The following is a 14,893-nucleotide window of genomic DNA, read 5'->3' on the forward strand; positions in this document are numbered from 1 at the left end:
TATCAGCCTCGAACAAGATCAGTACTGCACTTTGCGGTCGACGTAGCGGAACTGTACGACCGTCAAGGCAACCACAATGAACATCAACACCACGGACTGCGCCGCGGACGAACCCAGGTCCAGGCCACGGAAGCCGTCGCTGTACACCTTGTAGACCAGGATGGACGTCGACGTGCCGGGACCGCCCTGCGTGGTGGTGTCCACCACCGCGAAGGTGTCGAAGAACGCATAGATGATGTTGACCACCAGCAGGAAGAACGTGGTGGGCGACAGCAGCGGGAACACGATGCTCCAGAAGCGGCGGGCAGGGCTGGCGCCGTCGATCGCAGCGGCTTCGATGAGCGAGCGCGGAATCGACTGCAGGCCGGCCAGGAAGAACAGGAAGTTGTACGAGACCTGCTTCCATACGGCGGCGACCAACACCAGGATCATGGCCTGGTTGCCATCCAGACGCGGGTTCCAGTCGACGCCCGACTTGCGCAGCGCCACGGCCAGGATGCCCACGGAAGGCGAGAACATGAACAGCCACAGCACGCCGACGACGGCGGGCGCCACGGCGTAGGGCCAGATGAGCAGGGTCTTGTACAGCCCGGCGCCGCGGATCACGCGGTCCGCCATGACGGCCAGCAGCAAGGACACGCCCAGGCCGACCACCGCCACCAGGATCGAGAACACGGCGGTGACGCGGAAGGAATCGAGGTAGGCCTGTTGCGAGAACAGTTCCATGAAGTTGTCGAAGCCGACGAACTCGGACGACAGGCCGAAAGCGTCTTCCAGGCGCATGGACTGCCACATGGCTTGTCCGGCGGGCAGGAAGAAGAAGACGACGGTAATGATGATCTGCGGCAGGAGCAGCAGATAGGGCAGAGTCTTATGCCCGAAGACGACACGTTTTTCCATAGGGGGGACCTAATGGGTACTCATGAAAACACGATAGGCTTAAAGCCCCAAATTGACCAGGGCTTTAAGCCTCGTTCGCTGCAGCCGGGAATCATGCAAGTCCCTGTCGCGCAAGGAAAATACTGCGGACAGGGCGCGTGCGGACCCCGGAAAGGGCGTTACTTTACACTCTTCTCGAACTTTTCCAGCAGTTCGTTGCCGCGCTTGACGATGTTCTCGGCGCCGTCCTTGGCCGCAACCTTGCCGGACACGATGCGTTCGATTTCAGCGTCTTCGATTTCACGGATCTGCGGCAGGAAGCCCAGGCGCAGGCCACGCGATTGCGCGGTGGTTTCGACGTTCAGCTGCTTGACGCCGACTTCGGTGCCCGGGTTCTTGTCATAGAAACCGTCTTTCTTGGTCAGCTCGTAGGCGGCCTTGGTGACCGGCACGTAGCCGGTCTGCTGGTGCCAGCGGGCGGCGATTTCGGGGCTGGCCAGGAACTTGAAGAACGCGGTCACGCCCTTGTAGGTTTCGGGCTTCTTGTTGGCGAAGACCCACAGCGAAGCGCCGCCGATGATGGTGTTCTGCGGCGCGCCTTGCACGTCGGCGTAGTAGGGCACGGTCGAGGTGCCGAATTCGAACTTGGCGTTCTTGGCGATGTTGGCGCGCAGGCCGGACGAGCCGGTGATCATCGCGCACTTGCCGCTGATGAACAGCGAGTTCGGCTCGTCGCCGCGACCGCCGTACATGAAGATGCCTTCCTTGCCCAGCTTGGCCAGGTTTTCCAGGTGGCGCACGTGCAGCGGGGTGTTGATGGCGATACGGGCGTCCAGGCCGCCGAAACCGTTGTCCTTGGTGGCGTACGGCACGTTATGCCAGGCCGAGAACGTTTCCAGCTGGACCCACGACGGCCACGACGTGGTGTAGCCGCATTCCTGGCCGGCGGCCTTCAGCTTCTGGCCGGCGGCGGCCAGCTCTTCCCAGGTCTTGGGCGGCTTGTCGGCGTCCAGGCCGGCCTTCTTGAAGGCGTCCTTGTTGTAGTAGAACACCACGGTCGAGCTGTTGAAGGGCATCGACACCAGCTTGCCGTCGGCCGACGAGTAGTAGCCGGCCACGGCGCCGATGAATTCCTTCGGATCGATCGGGTTGCCGACTTCTTCCGACATCTGCTGCACCGGCTTGATGGCGCCCTTGGCGTACATCATGGTGGCGGTGCCGACCTCGAATACCTGGAGGATGTCCGGGGCGTTGCCGGCGCGGAACGCGGCGATGCCGGCGTTCATGGATTCGCCGTAGTTGCCCTTGTAGACGGCCTTGACCTGATAGTCGGGGTTCTTCTTGTTGAACTCTTCGACCAGGCCGTTCACGCGGTCGCCCAGCGCGCCTTCCATCGAGTGCCAGAACGTGATTTCGGTAGCAGCCTGCGCGGAAGCGCCGGCAAATGCCGCCATGACGGCGGCAAAGGTGAGGGCAATTCGGTGGGATCGCATGAGAGGTTTCCTCCAGTTGGGCGTGTAGCGCGCACGGGGTTGTCCGGGCGCGGAAAACACGTCACCTTATGAATTGTTTGTGACAAAACCGTGACTTTCACATCACTTAAAACGCCTGTCAAATTGCGCGTTTCAGGCGCGAACGAACATTTTCTTTTTTTTCCAGGGCAGGCCCACCGGTTTACAATCGCATCCTATGAAAAACGAACTTTCGATTGCGTTCATCGGCGGGGGCAACATGGCCTCCGCTTTGGCATCCGGACTGGCCGGCAAAGTATGCCCCGCCGGCAGCATCCATGTCATTGACATTAACCAGGATTCCCACGCTGCCTGGCAGGCCCGCGGCATGACCACCGCGACGGCCCCCGGCGAGGCCCTGGCGGCCTGCCGCGTTTGGGTGTTCGCGGTCAAGCCACAGAACATGAAAGACGTTGTGGCTTCCACGCGTCAGTGGTTGCGCGACGACACGTTGGTGGTAAGCGTGGCGGCCGGCATTCGCGCCGATACGCTGGCCGGTTGGCTGGGGTCGCCGGACGCGCCGTGGCGCCGCCTGGTGCGCTGCATGCCCAATACGCCGGCCTTGGTCGGCGCCGGCATCACGGGCCTGGCTGCGCTGGACGGGGTGGGGCAGGCAGATCGCGAACTGGCCGCCACGCTGCTGGGCAGCGTGGGCGAGGTGGTCTGGGTGGCCGACGACGCGGCGCTGGATGCCGTCACCGCCTTGTCCGGCAGCGGCCCGGCCTATGTGTTCCTGTTTCTCGAAGCCCTGATCGCGGGCGGCCAGAAGGTCGGCCTGACCGCCGAGCAGGCTCGCCAGCTGGCGCTGGGCACGTTTGCCGGCGCCACGAAACTGGCGGCGGAATCCTCCGACCCGCCTTCGGTCCTGCGCGAACGGGTCACGTCCAAGGGCGGCACCACCGCCGCCGCCCTGGCCGCGTTCAACGCCGCGGGCTTTGCCGGCATCGTCGAAGACGCCATGGCCGCGGCTGCGCGCCGTTCGCGCGAGCTGGCCGAGGAGTTCGGCAAATGAACCCGGCGGTCTCGCGCTTCGCGCCCATGAGCCGGGCGCAGTTCGGCATTGCCGTGCTGTGCATGCTGCTGGTGGTGGTGGGCTCGAACATCCTGGTGCAGGTGCCGCTGAACAACTGGCTGACCTGGGGCGGCCTGTCGTACCCGGTGGCGTTCCTGGTGACCGACGTGCTGAACCGCCGTTTCGGCCCGGCGGCCGCGCGGCGCGTGGCGTGGTTCGGCTTTGCGGCGGCGTTGGCGGTATCCGTCTGGGTGGCCTCGCCGCGCATCGCGCTGGCCTCGGGCCTGGCGTACATCTGCGCGCAACTGGTCGACATCCAGGTCTTCGATCGCCTGCGCGACCAGCGCTGGTGGCGCGCGCCGCTGGTGTCCGGGGTGCTGGGCGCGGTGCTGGATACGGCCGTGTTCTTCAGCGTGGCCTTTGCCGCCACCGGCGCGCCGTGGGTCACCTGGATGGCGGGCGACCTGGCGGTCAAGCTGGCGGTCAACATCAGCATGCTGGCGCCGTTCCGCGCGCTGATGTGGAACCTGGCCAAGCCGGCCAATGCCTGACGTTTTATTTTCGAAAATCGCGCTGGATTATTAACCCGATAATCATTATCCGTAAGACTCGCGTAAGTACTGTATTAAAACGCGAAATCAAACGGCGTATTAATGATTATTCATATAAATCACCCAGCATGATTTTCCCGCCGGCGCCAGTGGCTTTCCAAGGCGCCGGGCGGATTTCTCCTGCGTTTTCACGCACTTGTGACAGCAATGCGTCACGATTAAAAGTTTGCCGTGAAATATTGGGGATTACACGCAGTGACAGTATGTCTGCTTGCTTCCAGAATACCGCCCACACTGTGTTTTTGCCCAAGAAGCCGGCGACGGGCGATGCGGATTTCGGGGTATCCACCTGATAAGCCGGGTCGAACAGAGCCGCTCACAACCTTGCTGGAGAACTCCGCATGAAGTTTCTGCATCGCCTTACCCCGGTAGCTATGGCATTTGGGGCGCTTGCCCTGGCAGGTTCCGTGCACGCCGCCGATACGATCAAGATCGGCATCCCGCAACCCATGACGGGTCCCAACACCCAGTATGGCGACCAGATCCAGGCCGGCGCGCTGACGGCCATCGAGACCATCAACGCCAAGGGCGGCGTCAAGGGCAAGAAGCTCGAACCCATCCTGATCGACGACGGCTGCGAACCCAAGCAGGCCGTGCCGGCCGCCAACCGCGTGGTCAACTCCGGCGCCAAGTTCGCCGTGGCCCATGCGTGCTCGGGCGTGACCGTGGCCGCCGTGAACGTCTACGAACAGGAAGGCATCGTCGGCATCACGCCGGGCGCCACGTCGCCCCTGGTCACCGACACCATCAAGCCGCATTACTTCTTCCGCACGATCGGCCGCGACGACCAGCAAGGTCCGTACGCCGCCCGCTACATCGCCAATACCCTCAAGCCCAAGAAGGTCGCCGTGCTGCACGACAAGCAGACCTACGGTTCGGGCGTGGCCACCCAGGTCAAGGACACCCTGACCAAGGAAGGCGTGAACGTCGCGCTGTTCGAAGGCATCAACGTCGGCGACAGCGACTACTCGGCCATCATCACCAAGCTCAAGTCGGCCGGCGTCGACCTGGTCTACTTCGGCGGCTACCACCCCGAACTGGGCCTCTTGCTGCGCCAGTCGCGTGAACAGGGCCTGAAGGTCCAGTTCATGGGTCCGGAAGGCACGGCCAACCAGGACCTGGTGGCTATCGCCGGCCCGGCCATCGAAGGCCTGCTGGTCACGCTGCCGGCTGACTTCACCAAGCTGCCGGGCAACGAAAGCATCGTCAAGGCCTTCAAGGACGCCAAGCGCGATCCGGACGGCGCCTTCCAGATGCCGGCCTATGCCGCCGTCCAGATCCTGGCCGACAGCATCACCGCGGTGGGCGAAGACCCCGCCAAGGTGGCCGACTACATGCACAAGACCACCTTCAACACCGGCATCGGCAAGGTCGAGTACGACGCCAAGGGCGATCTGAAGAACTTCGAGTTCGCCGTTTACAAATGGGACAAGAACGGCAAGAAGACCCAGCTGTAAACTCCCGCGATTGTCGCCGGCGCGGTTGCCGGCGTGAAGGGCCTGTCGTTGTCGTTGTGCCGTAATCCGCGTAGCGATGCGCCAAAAGCGCTGTGCGGCCGGCAGGCGCTAACCACAGGCCCTTATAAAATACGCCCAGGTTTCCGGCTCCGGGTCTCTCTACCGGAGCCGGAACTATTTGGAGCAAGAGAAATAATGTCCGACCTCATACCCCAACTTACCCAGCAATTCTTCAATGGATTGTCTCTGGGCGCGATCTACGCGTTGATTGCCATCGGCTACACAATGGTCTACGGCATCATCGGTATGATCAACTTCGCTCACGGCGAAATCTACATGATCGGTGCCTATGTCGGCCTGGTCACCTTGACGGCCATCGGCACCGGTAGCGGCCTGCCGGTACCGTTCATCATCGCGGCCATGCTGCTCGTGGCCATCACCGTGACCGGCATCTACGGTTTCTCGGTCGAACGCGTGGCTTATCGCCCCGTGCGAGGCAGCCCCCGGCTGGTGGCGCTGATCTCGGCCATCGGCATGTCGATCTTCCTGCAGAACTGGGTGGCCCTGGGCCAGGGCGCGCGCGACATGGCGGTGCCGTCGCTGGTGTCCGGCGCCGTGCAGTTCCACATGGGTTCCGATTTCGATGTGACGGTGCCGTATTCGCGCATCATGATCATCGTGGTGACCGTGGTGCTGATGGTGGCCCTGACGCTGTTCATCAAGTATTCCCGCATGGGCCGCGCATCGCGCGCCTGCTCGCAGGACATGCACATGGCGAACCTGCTGGGCATCGACACCAACCGCGTGATCTCGTTCACGTTCGTGATGGGCGCGATCCTGGCGGCGGTGGGCGGCGTGCTGATCGCCATCACCATCGGCAAGCTCAATCCCTTCATCGGCTTCCTGGCCGGCATCAAGGCCTTCACGGCGGCGGTGCTGGGCGGCATCGGCAGCATCCCCGGCGCCATGCTGGGCGGCGTGTTGCTGGGCCTGGCCGAAACGTTCGCGGCAGCCTATATCTCGTCGCAGTACAAGGACATCGTGGCGTTTTCGCTGCTGGTCCTGATCCTGCTGTTCCGTCCCACCGGGCTGTTGGGCAAACCTGAGGTGGAAAAAGTCTGATGTCGAACAACAACCTGAAAAACGCCACGATGGCGGCGGTGCTGACCGCGGTCATCGTCACCCCCGTCTTCGGCCTGCAACTGATCCGCCAGGGCGCCCGCACGTCGATGGAATCGCACTGGTCGCTGGTGGCGCTGGCCGCCGCGGTCGTGTTCGTGTTCCAGCTGCTGCGTCCCTGGATCGCCAAGCCGTTCCAGAAATTGAAGACGGGCCTGCCGACGCTGCCGTCGGCGCCAGCCAAGAGCAACAAGCTGCTGATGTTCCTGATCCTGGCGGTGGCGGTCACCTGGCCGTTCTTCGCGGGGCGCAGTTCGGTGGACATCGCCACGCTGGTGCTGATCTACGTGATGCTGGGCCTGGGCCTGAACATCGTGGTGGGTTTTGCCGGGCTGCTGGACCTGGGCTTCGTGGGCTTTTATGCCGTGGGCGCCTATACCTACGCCTTGCTGTACCACTGGGGCGGCTGGAGCTTCTGGGAAGCGCTGCCGTTCTCGGGCGCGATGGCCGCGCTGTTCGGCTTCGTGCTGGGCTTTCCGGTGCTGCGCCTGCGCGGCGACTACCTGGCGATCGTGACGCTGGGCTTCGGCGAAATGATCCGCTTGCTGCTGATCAACCTGAACACGCTGACGGGCGGTCCGGACGGTATCTCGGGCATTCCGAAGCCGTCGGTGTTCGGCCTGGAAATGACGCGCCGCGCCAGCACGGAAGGGGGCACGACGTTCCATGACTTCTTCGGCCTGACGTTCCAGAACCAGCACATGGTGATCTATCTGTACATGATGGCGCTATTGCTGGCGCTGGTGACGCTGTTCGTCTCGACGCGCCTGATCCGCATGCCGGTCGGCCGCGCCTGGGAAGCGCTGCGCGAGGACGAGATCGCCTGCCGTTCGCTGGGGCTGAACCCGACCCGCATCAAGCTGTCCGCGTTCACGCTGGGCGCGACCTTCGCCGGTTTCGGCGGGGCGTTCTTCGCGGCCCGCCAGGGCATGGTGAACCCGGAATCCTTCACCTTCATCGAGTCGGCGCTGATCCTGGCGATCGTGGTGCTGGGTGGCATGGGGTCGCAGGTGGGCGTGATCCTGGCGGCCGTCCTGCTGACGGTGCTGCCCGAGCTGGCGCGCGAGTTCGCCGAGTACCGGATGCTGATGTTCGGCCTGGTGATGGTATTGATGATGATGTGGCGTCCGCAGGGGTTGTTGCCCATGAAGCGTCCCCACGTGGAGCTGGCTAAATGAGCGAGGCATTGCTGAAGGTATCCGGACTGACCATGCGATTCGGCGGCCTGTTGGCCGTGGACAGCGTGGCGTTCGAAGTCAAATCCGACGAGGTGTTCGCCATCATCGGCCCGAACGGGGCCGGCAAGACCACGGTGTTCAACTGCGTGGGCGGTTTCTACGCGCCGACGGCGGGCGATATCGTGATGGACGGCAAGTCCATCACGGGCCTGCCCAGCCACAAGGTGGCGCGCCACGGGCTGGTGCGCACGTTCCAGAACGTGCGGCTGTTCAAGCAGCTGACGGTGCTGGAGAACCTGCTGGTGGCGCAGCATACGCAGGTGGAGTCGCGGCTGTTGCCGGGGCTGCTCAAGCTGAAGTCCTACCGCCAGTCGGAAGCCGATGCGCTGGCGCGCGCGGCGCAGTGGCTGGATTTCATGGGGCTGCGCGAGTATGCGAACCGCGAGGCAGGCAATCTGGCTTATGGCCACCAGCGCCGGCTTGAGATCGCGCGCTGCATGATCACGAAGCCGCGCCTGTTGATGCTGGACGAGCCGGCGGCGGGCCTGAACCCGCAGGAAAAGCGCGATCTGCAGTCGCTGATCGACCAGCTGCGCCGCGAGTTCGGCGTGGCGGTGCTGCTGATCGAGCACGATATGAGCCTGATCATGGGCATTTCGGACCGCATTCTGGTGATGGAGCACGGCAAGCCGATTACGACCGGCACCCCCGAGCAGGTGCGCAACGACGAGCGCGTCATCAAGGCGTATCTGGGGGAGGAATGATGCTTAAGCTGGAAAACATACACACGTTCTACGGCGCGATCCAGGCGCTGAACGGGGTGTCGGTGGATGTGAACAAGGGCGAGATCGTGACGTTGATCGGCGCGAACGGCGCGGGCAAGACGACGTTGCTGATGACGGTCTGCGGGAATCCGCGTGCCCGTGAAGGCAAGATCACGTTCGAAGGCGAGGACATCACGAACCGGGATACCCACCACATCATGCGCAATGGCATCGCCATTTCGCCGGAAGGGCGGCGGGTGTTCAAGGACCTGACGGTGGCCGAGAACCTGATGATGGGCGGCTTTTTCCTGAAGCGGGACGAGATCCAGGCGGGCATCGAGCACGTGTATGGGCTGTTTCCGCGGCTGAAGGAACGCGCGGCGCAGCGGGCGGGGCTGATGTCGGGGGGCGAGCAGCAGATGCTGGCGATCGGGCGGGCGTTGATGACGCGGCCGCGGTTGTTGCTGCTGGATGAGCCGACGCTGGGGTTGGCGCCGCTGGTGATTGCGCAGATTTTCGACATCATTCGTGAAATCCGGGAGCAGGGCGTGACGGTGTTCCTGGTTGAGCAGAATGCGAACAAGGCGCTGCAGGTGGCGGATCGTGGATACGTGTTGGAGAACGGGCGGGTGGTGCTTCAGGATACTGGGGCGAACTTGCTGGTGAACGATCAGGTTCGGAAGGCTTATCTGGGCGGCTGATTTTTTTGCTTTTGGTTTATTCCCCGCGAAGGGAAATTGGGCGTATCTCGTGAGAGTGCGCCTTTTTTTTGTTTGCTGGTTGCTTCGTAGGTCGCTCGGGGCGGGTGGCGTACCGCGATCGCGCGCCAACGATTGCGGTCCGGAGCCTTCGCTCCGGACTGGCCTCGGCGGCCCCCCCCTGCGTCATCCTCGTCCGCCTTCGGCTACCTACGGATTCCCTTGGGCGCATCGACGGCGCGCGATCGCGGTACGCCACCCGCCCCGAGCTACGGGTTTCGAGGTTTGTCGCGCTGCTGGACCGAGGGGCGCGCGGGGGATTTGCGGGGCCCGCCGGGACCGGCCGCGCGGGCGGCCGGCTCCCGGCATACGTTTCGTCGGGCGTCGTGGCGCTGGTCGCTGCGCGATTGCATGTGGTGGGTGTGGCGGGGCAGAGCAGAGTTTGGGGGAGGTTGTTGCGGCGCCTTCGGGTGGGGGGAGGGCGGTGGCCTGCGGCCGGCTGGGAAGGTCGGTGGCTGGCGCGGCCTGCGGGCGTGGGCCGCAGGCCGTTTGCGTCAGGCCGCGATGCGTTGCTCGGGCTGGTCGGCGAGGTAGTGCGCTATCGCGGCGCGAGCGAGGGCGTCGATCGAGTCGGTCAGCGTGATGCCCAGGGTGGGGCGTAGCGCGTGGGGCACGGCCAGGGGGAGTTCGGTGCAGCCCAGGACGACGGCGTCGGCGCCGCGGGCCTTCAGGCGGGCGATGCCGTCGGCGGCGGGGGCGTAGGCGGCTTCGAGGCGGTTGCCTTTGACGGCGCGGATCGAGGCCATGCAATAGCGTTCGACTTCGTCGTCGTCGGGGACGAGGCACTCGTAGCCTTCGGCTTCGAGGTGGCGTTGGTACAGGCCGAGCTTGAGCGTGGCGGCGGTGCCCATGAGGCCGATGCGGCCTGTGGGCAGGCCGAGGCGGCGCAGGTCGTCGATGACGGCGCGGATGATGTGCAGGACCGGGCGCTGGGTGGACGCGGCGATGTCGTCGTACCAGAGGTGGGCGGTGTTGCAGGGGATGGCGATGAGCTGGGCGCCGGCGCGTTCGAGGAAGCGTACGCCTTCGACCATGTAGGGCAGGGGATTTTCGCCGCCGGCCATGTAGGCGCTGGAACGATCGGGGATGCGGGGATCGTTGCGCAGCAGGGTGGGGATGTGTTGCTGGTCCGCGTCGGCGGGGGTGAGCGCCGCGAGGCGGAGCGCGAAGGCGGCGCCGGCCATGGGGCCCATGCCGCCCAGAACACCCAGGTAACAGCCCTGGGAATAGCTATTCACTTTGTTGACTCCAAGGTATTGCATTCCCGGGCGACAGAACCTGGCCCGGGCGTTCGGTGCCGGTTCGTTCCCCGTCCCACACGGGTTTGCCGTTGACCCACACGTGGTGGATGCCGCGGCTTGCCTGAATGGGAGCTGAAAAAGTGGCCGTGTCTGTGACGTTGGCGGGATCGAACAGCACCAGGTCAGCATGATACCCCTCGCGCAGCAGGCCGCGCCCGGCCAGGCCGTATTGGGTGGCGGCGAGACCGGTCATTTTGTGGATGGCGGCTTCGAGGGAGAGCAGGCGTTGTTCGCGCACCAGGGTGCGCAGCACGTTGGTGAAGGTGCCCCATTGGCGCGGGTGGGGATGGGGGTCGAAGGGCAGGCCGTCGGAGCCGACCATGGTGAGCGGGTGGCTGAAGATGCGGTTGACGTCGGCGGGGTCCATCAGGAAGTAGATGGCGCCGGCGGGGGCGAGGCGGACGAGGGCGGCTTCGTCGTCCAGGCCGAGTTCTTCCATGACGTCGCTGAAGTCGCGGCCGGTGGCGGCGGGGTAGCCTTTGGACCAGGTGATCAGGGTGCGGCTGGCCAGGCGGGCGCGGTCCAGGCGCAGCATGGTGGAGGTGGCCGGGTAGGGGTGGCAGTCCAGGCAGACGGGCTGGGCGGCGGCGGCGCGGCTGATGAGGTCCAGGGTTTCGCGGCTGCGGCCGTGGTTGCGTTCGCCGGCGAGCTTGTGGTGCGAGAAGACGACGCGGCAGTCGAGTTCGCGGCCGATGAGCAGGGCCTCTTCCATGGCGGGCACGATATGGTCGGCTTCGTCGCGCAGGTGGGTGGCGTAGAGGGCGCCGGCGCGGCCGCGCAGGGGTTGGCAGACGTCGATGATTTCGTCGGTGGGCGCGGCGCTGGCGGGCGGGTAGAAGGTGCCGGTGGACACGCCGAAGGCGCCGGCGTCCAGGGCCTCTTGCAAGAGGGCGCGCATGGCCTGGCGTTCGGCGTCGTTGGCGGGGCGCGAGGTGTCGTCCATGACGGCGACACGCAGGGTGGTGTGGCCGACGAGCGGGATGACGTTGACGGCGGCGGGGGTGTCGGCCAGGGCGTCGATCCAGGCGTGGAAGGTGGGGTAGTGGAACAGCTCGGTGGGGCCGAGCAGGTCCAGGGGCTGGGGAATGTCCTGGCGCGACAGGGGCGCGAGGCTGATGCCGCAGTTGCCGGTGACGACGGTGGTGATGCCTTGGGAGACCTTGGGCAGCATGTCGGGATGCGCCAGCAGGTAGCCGTCGTCGTGGGTGTGCGAGTCGATGAAGCCGGGCGCGAGCGCCAGGCCGGCGGCAGCGATGACGGGCACGCCGGGCGGGTGGTCGAAGGTGCCCACGGCCGCGATGCGGCCGTCCCGCACGGCCAGGTCGCCCTGGCGGGCGGGGCCGCCCGTGCCGTCGATGAGCGTGGCGCCCGCCACGATGAAGTCGGCCTGCAAGGCGTTGCGGTCCTTGCGGGAGGAAGCGGCGGGGGCGCGATCGGTCATGGAGCGGTCGGTCATGGGCGGTGGGACGGGGTCAGTCCAGTTTTTCGATGCCGGCGGATTCGATGATCTGCTTCCACTTGGCGGTTTCGCGGTCGATCAGCTGCTTGAATTCGTCGGGCGAACCGGTGGCGGGCACGGCGCCCAGGGTTTCGAGGCCGGTGCGCACTTCGGGGGCCTGCAGGGCTTTCTGGATGTCGGCGTTGAGCTTGGCGACGACGTCGGGCGGGGTGCCCTTGGGGGCGACGACGCCGCCCCAGGCCACGGTTTCATAGCCCTTCAGGCCGGCTTCGTCCAGGGTGGGCACGTCGGGCATGAGCGCCAGGCGTTTCAGGCTGCTTACGCCGATGGCGCGGACCTTGCCGCTCTTGACGAGCGGCGCGGCTTCGGAGGTGTTGACGAACAGGTAGTCCAGGCGGCCGCCGAGCAGGTCCTGGATGGCGGCGGGGCCGCCGTTGTAGGGGATGAACATGACGTCGACTTTCGCCATGCTCTTGAAGAGTTCGCCGCCCATGTGGCCGGTGGTGCCGACGCCGGAGGCGCCGTAGGACAGGCGGCCGGGTTCCTTGCGGGCGCGGTCGATCAGGTCCTGCACGCTCTTGACGGGCGAGTCGGCGGGGACGATCAGGGCGTTGTACAGGTCGAACATGTGGGCGACGGGGGCCAGGTCCTGGTCGACGTCGTAGGGCAGGCGCTTGAAGAGCGAGCGGTTGACCGCCAGCGTGTTGATGTTGCCGTAGCCGACGGTGTAGCCGTCGGCGGCGGCGCGCTTGACCAGGGCGATGCCGATGTTGCCGGCGGCGCCGGGGCGGTTTTCGACGACCAGGGTGGCGCCGGTGTTCTTGGACAGCTGGGTGGTGATCAGGCGCGACAGCACGTCGGGCGAGCCGCCGGCGGCGGACGGCACGATGAAGGTGATGGGCTTGTCGGGATAGGCGCCGGCGAGCGCGCTGCCGGCAAAGGTGGCGGTCAGTGCCAGGGCGGCGAGGCTGCGGAAAACAGAGCGTTGCATGGTGGATTCCCCTTGTTTTGTTGTGTGGAGGCGGGCAGATTAGCACCGGCTTTGCCGCAGTGCGTCATCGAAAAATGTCGAAAACCTATAATCCGCCGTTATCGATGCTTGTGATGTCCAGGGCCCGTCCGAGGCCCTTTAGCTTGAACAGGTCCAAGGGGAAAAAATGGATGCCGACGCCTTTGTCGACGAGGTCGGGCCCAGTGCCGGCCGGCCGTTGAACCTGCGCCAGATCGAAGTGTTTCGCGCCATCATGATGGCCGGCTCGATCAGCGGCGCGGGTCGCATGCTGCATGTGTCGCAGCCGGCCGTGAGCCGGGTGCTGGCGTTGACCGAAAGCCGGCTGGGCTATCGGCTGTTCGAACGCGTGAAAAGTCGCTTGTCGCCCACCGCCGAGGCGCGGCGGCTGTATGCCGAGGTCGAGCAGGTGTATGGCGGCATCGAGCGGGTGAACGACCTGGCGGCCAGCCTGGGGCAGTCGGGGGCGGGCATGCTGAAGGTGGTGGCCAGCGCCAGCTACGGGCAGCGCCTGGTGCCGCTGGCGCTGGGGCGCTTTCGCGACCGCAATGCGGATGCGCGGGTGGACTACCGCAGCGTCACGTTCGATGAACTGGCGGCGTATTTCCTGTCGGGCCAGGCGGATATCGGCATTTCGATGCAGCCGCCCGACCATCCCAACCTGACGTCGGTGAAGCTGGCCACCGTGCCGGTGATCTGCGCGCTGCCCAAGGGGCATCCGCTGGCGGATCACGCGGTGGTGCATCCCGAAGACTTCGTGTCGGCGGCCTGGATCGGCTATCCGCGCGATACGCCGCTGGGGCGCGCGTTGCAGTCGTTCTTCGGCGCCGGGCCGGCATGCGCGGCGGCGGTGGAGGTGCATTCGCCGGTCACGGCGTGTTCGTTCGTGCAGCAGGGGTTGGGGCCGGCGCTGGTGGACGCCTGGTGCGTATCGCCGGACCAGACCGAGCACATGGTGCTGCGGCCGATCGCGCCGGCAGCCAGCGTCGAGGTGTGGGCGACGCACTCGAACCTGAGCGCGCCGCCCTTGCTGGCGCGGCGTTTCCTGGCCGCCGTGAAGAAGGTCCTGGAAACCGCCGCGCCGGTCTGATTACTCCAGGCCTTCGGCCTTGAGCGCGGCCTTGACGCCGCTGTTTTCCTGCATGCGCGCAAAGAACGCGGCCAGGTGGTCTTGCCCCGACAGGTCGACCTGCTTGGCGTGCGCCCAGCGCAGCACCACGTACAGGTAGGCATCGGCCACCGACGGCTCGGCGCCGGCCAGGTAGGGCTTCTTGGCGAGCTGGGCGTCGAGCAGGGCGAACAGGCGGGTCAGCTGCTTGGACGCGGAGGCGGCCAGCTCGCGCTGGGGGCCTTCGTCGTTCAGGTAGCGCTGGGCGCCGAAGATCATCGAGAACGTCTTGTGGATGTCCGAGTTGATGAAGCCCAGCCAGCGGCGCACGTCGGCGCGCGAACGGGCAGAGCCGTCGCCCAGCAGCTTGCTTTGCGGGGCCTGTTCGGCCAGGTATTCGAGAATGGCGATGTTCTGGGTCAGGGCGAAGTCGCCATCGACCAGCGCGGGCACGGCGCCCAGCGGGTTGACCTTCAGGAACTCGGGGCCCTTCAATTCGTCGCGGCTGAGCTTGTGGGTGTCGTAGGGCTTGCCGATCCATTCCAGGACGATGTGGGACGCGAGCGAGCACGCGCCGGGCATGTAGTACAGTTTCATGTAAGGTTGACTCCTTGGAGAAAGAGCGGAAGCCGCCGCTCTTTGCGCCTATGGTACGCCACCGCCGCGT

General features: G+C 65.4%; 15 protein-coding genes. 8 read left to right on the plus strand and 7 right to left on the minus strand.

The features are described from left to right. Positions 1 to 18 precede the first annotated feature (18 nt). Both ugpA and ugpB read right to left on the minus strand, forming a co-directional pair. Positions 19 to 900 (minus strand): sn-glycerol-3-phosphate ABC transporter permease UgpA, encoded by an 882-nt coding sequence (gene ugpA, locus ACUDP5_RS13150; RefSeq protein WP_263913459.1) that lies wholly within the window; start codon positions 898 to 900, stop codon positions 19 to 21. Positions 901 to 1,058: 158 nt separating this feature from the next. Beyond that, positions 1,059 to 2,372 carry a sn-glycerol-3-phosphate ABC transporter substrate-binding protein UgpB gene (gene ugpB / locus ACUDP5_RS13155; protein WP_025140823.1) on the minus strand — a complete coding sequence of 438 codons (1,314 nt, stop codon included), beginning with the start codon at positions 2,370 to 2,372 and terminating at the stop codon, positions 1,059 to 1,061. A 196-nt stretch (positions 2,373 to 2,568) separates the two neighbouring features. Between ugpB and proC the strand changes: the two genes are divergently transcribed. Both proC and ACUDP5_RS13165 read left to right on the plus strand, forming a co-directional pair. Next, positions 2,569 to 3,402 carry a pyrroline-5-carboxylate reductase gene (gene proC, locus ACUDP5_RS13160; protein ID WP_263913458.1) on the plus strand — a complete coding sequence of 278 codons (834 nt, stop codon included), beginning with the start codon at positions 2,569 to 2,571 and terminating at the stop codon, positions 3,400 to 3,402. Further along, a complete protein-coding gene (locus ACUDP5_RS13165) occupies positions 3,399 to 3,953 on the plus strand; it encodes a queuosine precursor transporter (RefSeq protein ID WP_445658946.1) in 555 nt (184 codons plus the stop codon). Before proC ends, ACUDP5_RS13165 begins: the two co-directional genes overlap by 4 nt. A gap of 106 nt (positions 3,954 to 4,059) precedes the next feature. Here the strand turns inward: ACUDP5_RS13165 and ACUDP5_RS13170 are convergent, their stop codons facing one another. Then, positions 4,060 to 4,302, minus strand: a complete 243-nt coding sequence (locus tag ACUDP5_RS13170; RefSeq protein ID WP_263913456.1) for a hypothetical protein — start codon at positions 4,300 to 4,302, stop codon at positions 4,060 to 4,062. Between the two features lie 52 nt (positions 4,303 to 4,354). Between ACUDP5_RS13170 and ACUDP5_RS13175 the strand changes: the two genes are divergently transcribed. The 5 genes from ACUDP5_RS13175 (at position 4,355) to ACUDP5_RS13195 (ending at position 9,292) form a co-directional block, all read left to right on the plus strand. Then, the gene (locus ACUDP5_RS13175; protein ID WP_025140820.1) at positions 4,355 to 5,470 is read left to right on the plus strand and encodes a branched-chain amino acid ABC transporter substrate-binding protein; all 1,116 of its coding nucleotides are present in this window, start codon (positions 4,355 to 4,357) and stop codon (positions 5,468 to 5,470) included. Positions 5,471 to 5,665: 195 nt separating this feature from the next. Next, positions 5,666 to 6,592 carry a high-affinity branched-chain amino acid ABC transporter permease LivH gene (gene livH, locus ACUDP5_RS13180; RefSeq protein WP_175193503.1) on the plus strand — a complete coding sequence of 309 codons (927 nt, stop codon included), beginning with the start codon at positions 5,666 to 5,668 and terminating at the stop codon, positions 6,590 to 6,592. Continuing rightward, positions 6,592 to 7,827 carry a high-affinity branched-chain amino acid ABC transporter permease LivM gene (locus tag ACUDP5_RS13185; RefSeq protein WP_263913455.1) on the plus strand — a complete coding sequence of 412 codons (1,236 nt, stop codon included), beginning with the start codon at positions 6,592 to 6,594 and terminating at the stop codon, positions 7,825 to 7,827. The genes livH and ACUDP5_RS13185 overlap by 1 nt, the downstream gene beginning before the upstream one ends. Further along, positions 7,824 to 8,591 carry a high-affinity branched-chain amino acid ABC transporter ATP-binding protein LivG gene (gene livG / locus ACUDP5_RS13190; RefSeq protein WP_025140817.1) on the plus strand — a complete coding sequence of 256 codons (768 nt, stop codon included), beginning with the start codon at positions 7,824 to 7,826 and terminating at the stop codon, positions 8,589 to 8,591. The genes ACUDP5_RS13185 and livG overlap by 4 nt, the downstream gene beginning before the upstream one ends. Beyond that, positions 8,591 to 9,292, plus strand: a complete 702-nt coding sequence (locus tag ACUDP5_RS13195; protein WP_263913454.1) for an ABC transporter ATP-binding protein — start codon at positions 8,591 to 8,593, stop codon at positions 9,290 to 9,292. The genes livG and ACUDP5_RS13195 overlap by 1 nt, the downstream gene beginning before the upstream one ends. Before the next feature lie 551 nt (positions 9,293 to 9,843). On the opposite strand, the gene ACUDP5_RS13200 is transcribed toward ACUDP5_RS13195, so the two are convergent. Genes ACUDP5_RS13200 through ACUDP5_RS13210 form a run of 3 tightly spaced genes read right to left on the minus strand, consistent with a single transcriptional unit; the run spans position 9,844 to position 13,100 of the window. Further along, the gene (locus ACUDP5_RS13200; RefSeq protein ID WP_445659161.1) at positions 9,844 to 10,533 is read right to left on the minus strand and encodes an aspartate/glutamate racemase family protein; all 690 of its coding nucleotides are present in this window, start codon (positions 10,531 to 10,533) and stop codon (positions 9,844 to 9,846) included. Positions 10,534 to 10,579: 46 nt separating this feature from the next. Then, entirely contained in the window at positions 10,580 to 12,091 is a 1,512-nt protein-coding gene (locus tag ACUDP5_RS13205; RefSeq protein WP_445658947.1) for an N-acyl-D-amino-acid deacylase family protein, read from the minus strand. A gap of 31 nt (positions 12,092 to 12,122) precedes the next feature. Next, positions 12,123 to 13,100, minus strand: coding sequence for a tripartite tricarboxylate transporter substrate binding protein (locus ACUDP5_RS13210; protein ID WP_263913451.1), 978 nt, complete (start codon positions 13,098 to 13,100; stop codon positions 12,123 to 12,125). Positions 13,101 to 13,266: 166 nt separating this feature from the next. On the opposite strand from ACUDP5_RS13210, the gene ACUDP5_RS13215 reads away from it, so the two are divergent. Then, the gene (locus ACUDP5_RS13215) at positions 13,267 to 14,208 is read left to right on the plus strand and encodes a LysR family transcriptional regulator (RefSeq protein WP_445658948.1); all 942 of its coding nucleotides are present in this window, start codon (positions 13,267 to 13,269) and stop codon (positions 14,206 to 14,208) included. Here the strand turns inward: ACUDP5_RS13215 and ACUDP5_RS13220 are convergent, their stop codons facing one another. Further along, positions 14,209 to 14,823: a glutathione binding-like protein gene (locus ACUDP5_RS13220; RefSeq protein ID WP_175217360.1), complete on the minus strand. Its 615-nt coding sequence runs from the start codon at positions 14,821 to 14,823 to the stop codon at positions 14,209 to 14,211. Between the last annotated feature and the right edge of the window lie 70 nt (positions 14,824 to 14,893).

The sequence above is a fragment of the Achromobacter sp. NCFB-sbj8-Ac1-l genome, from assembly GCF_052695805.1.

Bases quoted from the DNA above. Each gene is read 5' to 3' on its own strand.
- livH (WP_175193503.1), top strand. From the start codon at position 5,666: ATGTCCGACCTCATACCCCAACTTACCCAGCAATTCTTCAATGGATTG.
- ACUDP5_RS13220 (WP_175217360.1), bottom strand. From the start codon at position 14,823: ATGAAACTGTACTACATGCCCGGCGCGTGCTCGCTCGCGTCCCACATC.
- proC (WP_263913458.1), top strand. From the start codon at position 2,569: ATGAAAAACGAACTTTCGATTGCGTTCATCGGCGGGGGCAACATGGCC.
- ACUDP5_RS13215 (WP_445658948.1), top strand. From the start codon at position 13,267: ATGGATGCCGACGCCTTTGTCGACGAGGTCGGGCCCAGTGCCGGCCGG.
- ACUDP5_RS13210 (WP_263913451.1), bottom strand. From the start codon at position 13,100: ATGCAACGCTCTGTTTTCCGCAGCCTCGCCGCCCTGGCACTGACCGCC.
- livG (WP_025140817.1), top strand. From the start codon at position 7,824: ATGAGCGAGGCATTGCTGAAGGTATCCGGACTGACCATGCGATTCGGC.
- ACUDP5_RS13175 (WP_025140820.1), top strand. From the start codon at position 4,355: ATGAAGTTTCTGCATCGCCTTACCCCGGTAGCTATGGCATTTGGGGCG.
- ugpA (WP_263913459.1), bottom strand. From the start codon at position 900: ATGGAAAAACGTGTCGTCTTCGGGCATAAGACTCTGCCCTATCTGCTG.
- ACUDP5_RS13165 (WP_445658946.1), top strand. From the start codon at position 3,399: ATGAACCCGGCGGTCTCGCGCTTCGCGCCCATGAGCCGGGCGCAGTTC.
- ACUDP5_RS13205 (WP_445658947.1), bottom strand. From the start codon at position 12,091: ATGACCGATCGCGCCCCCGCCGCTTCCTCCCGCAAGGACCGCAACGCC.
- ACUDP5_RS13195 (WP_263913454.1), top strand. From the start codon at position 8,591: ATGCTTAAGCTGGAAAACATACACACGTTCTACGGCGCGATCCAGGCG.
- ACUDP5_RS13200 (WP_445659161.1), bottom strand. From the start codon at position 10,533: ATGGCCGGCGCCGCCTTCGCGCTCCGCCTCGCGGCGCTCACCCCCGCC.
- ugpB (WP_025140823.1), bottom strand. From the start codon at position 2,372: ATGCGATCCCACCGAATTGCCCTCACCTTTGCCGCCGTCATGGCGGCA.
- ACUDP5_RS13185 (WP_263913455.1), top strand. From the start codon at position 6,592: ATGTCGAACAACAACCTGAAAAACGCCACGATGGCGGCGGTGCTGACC.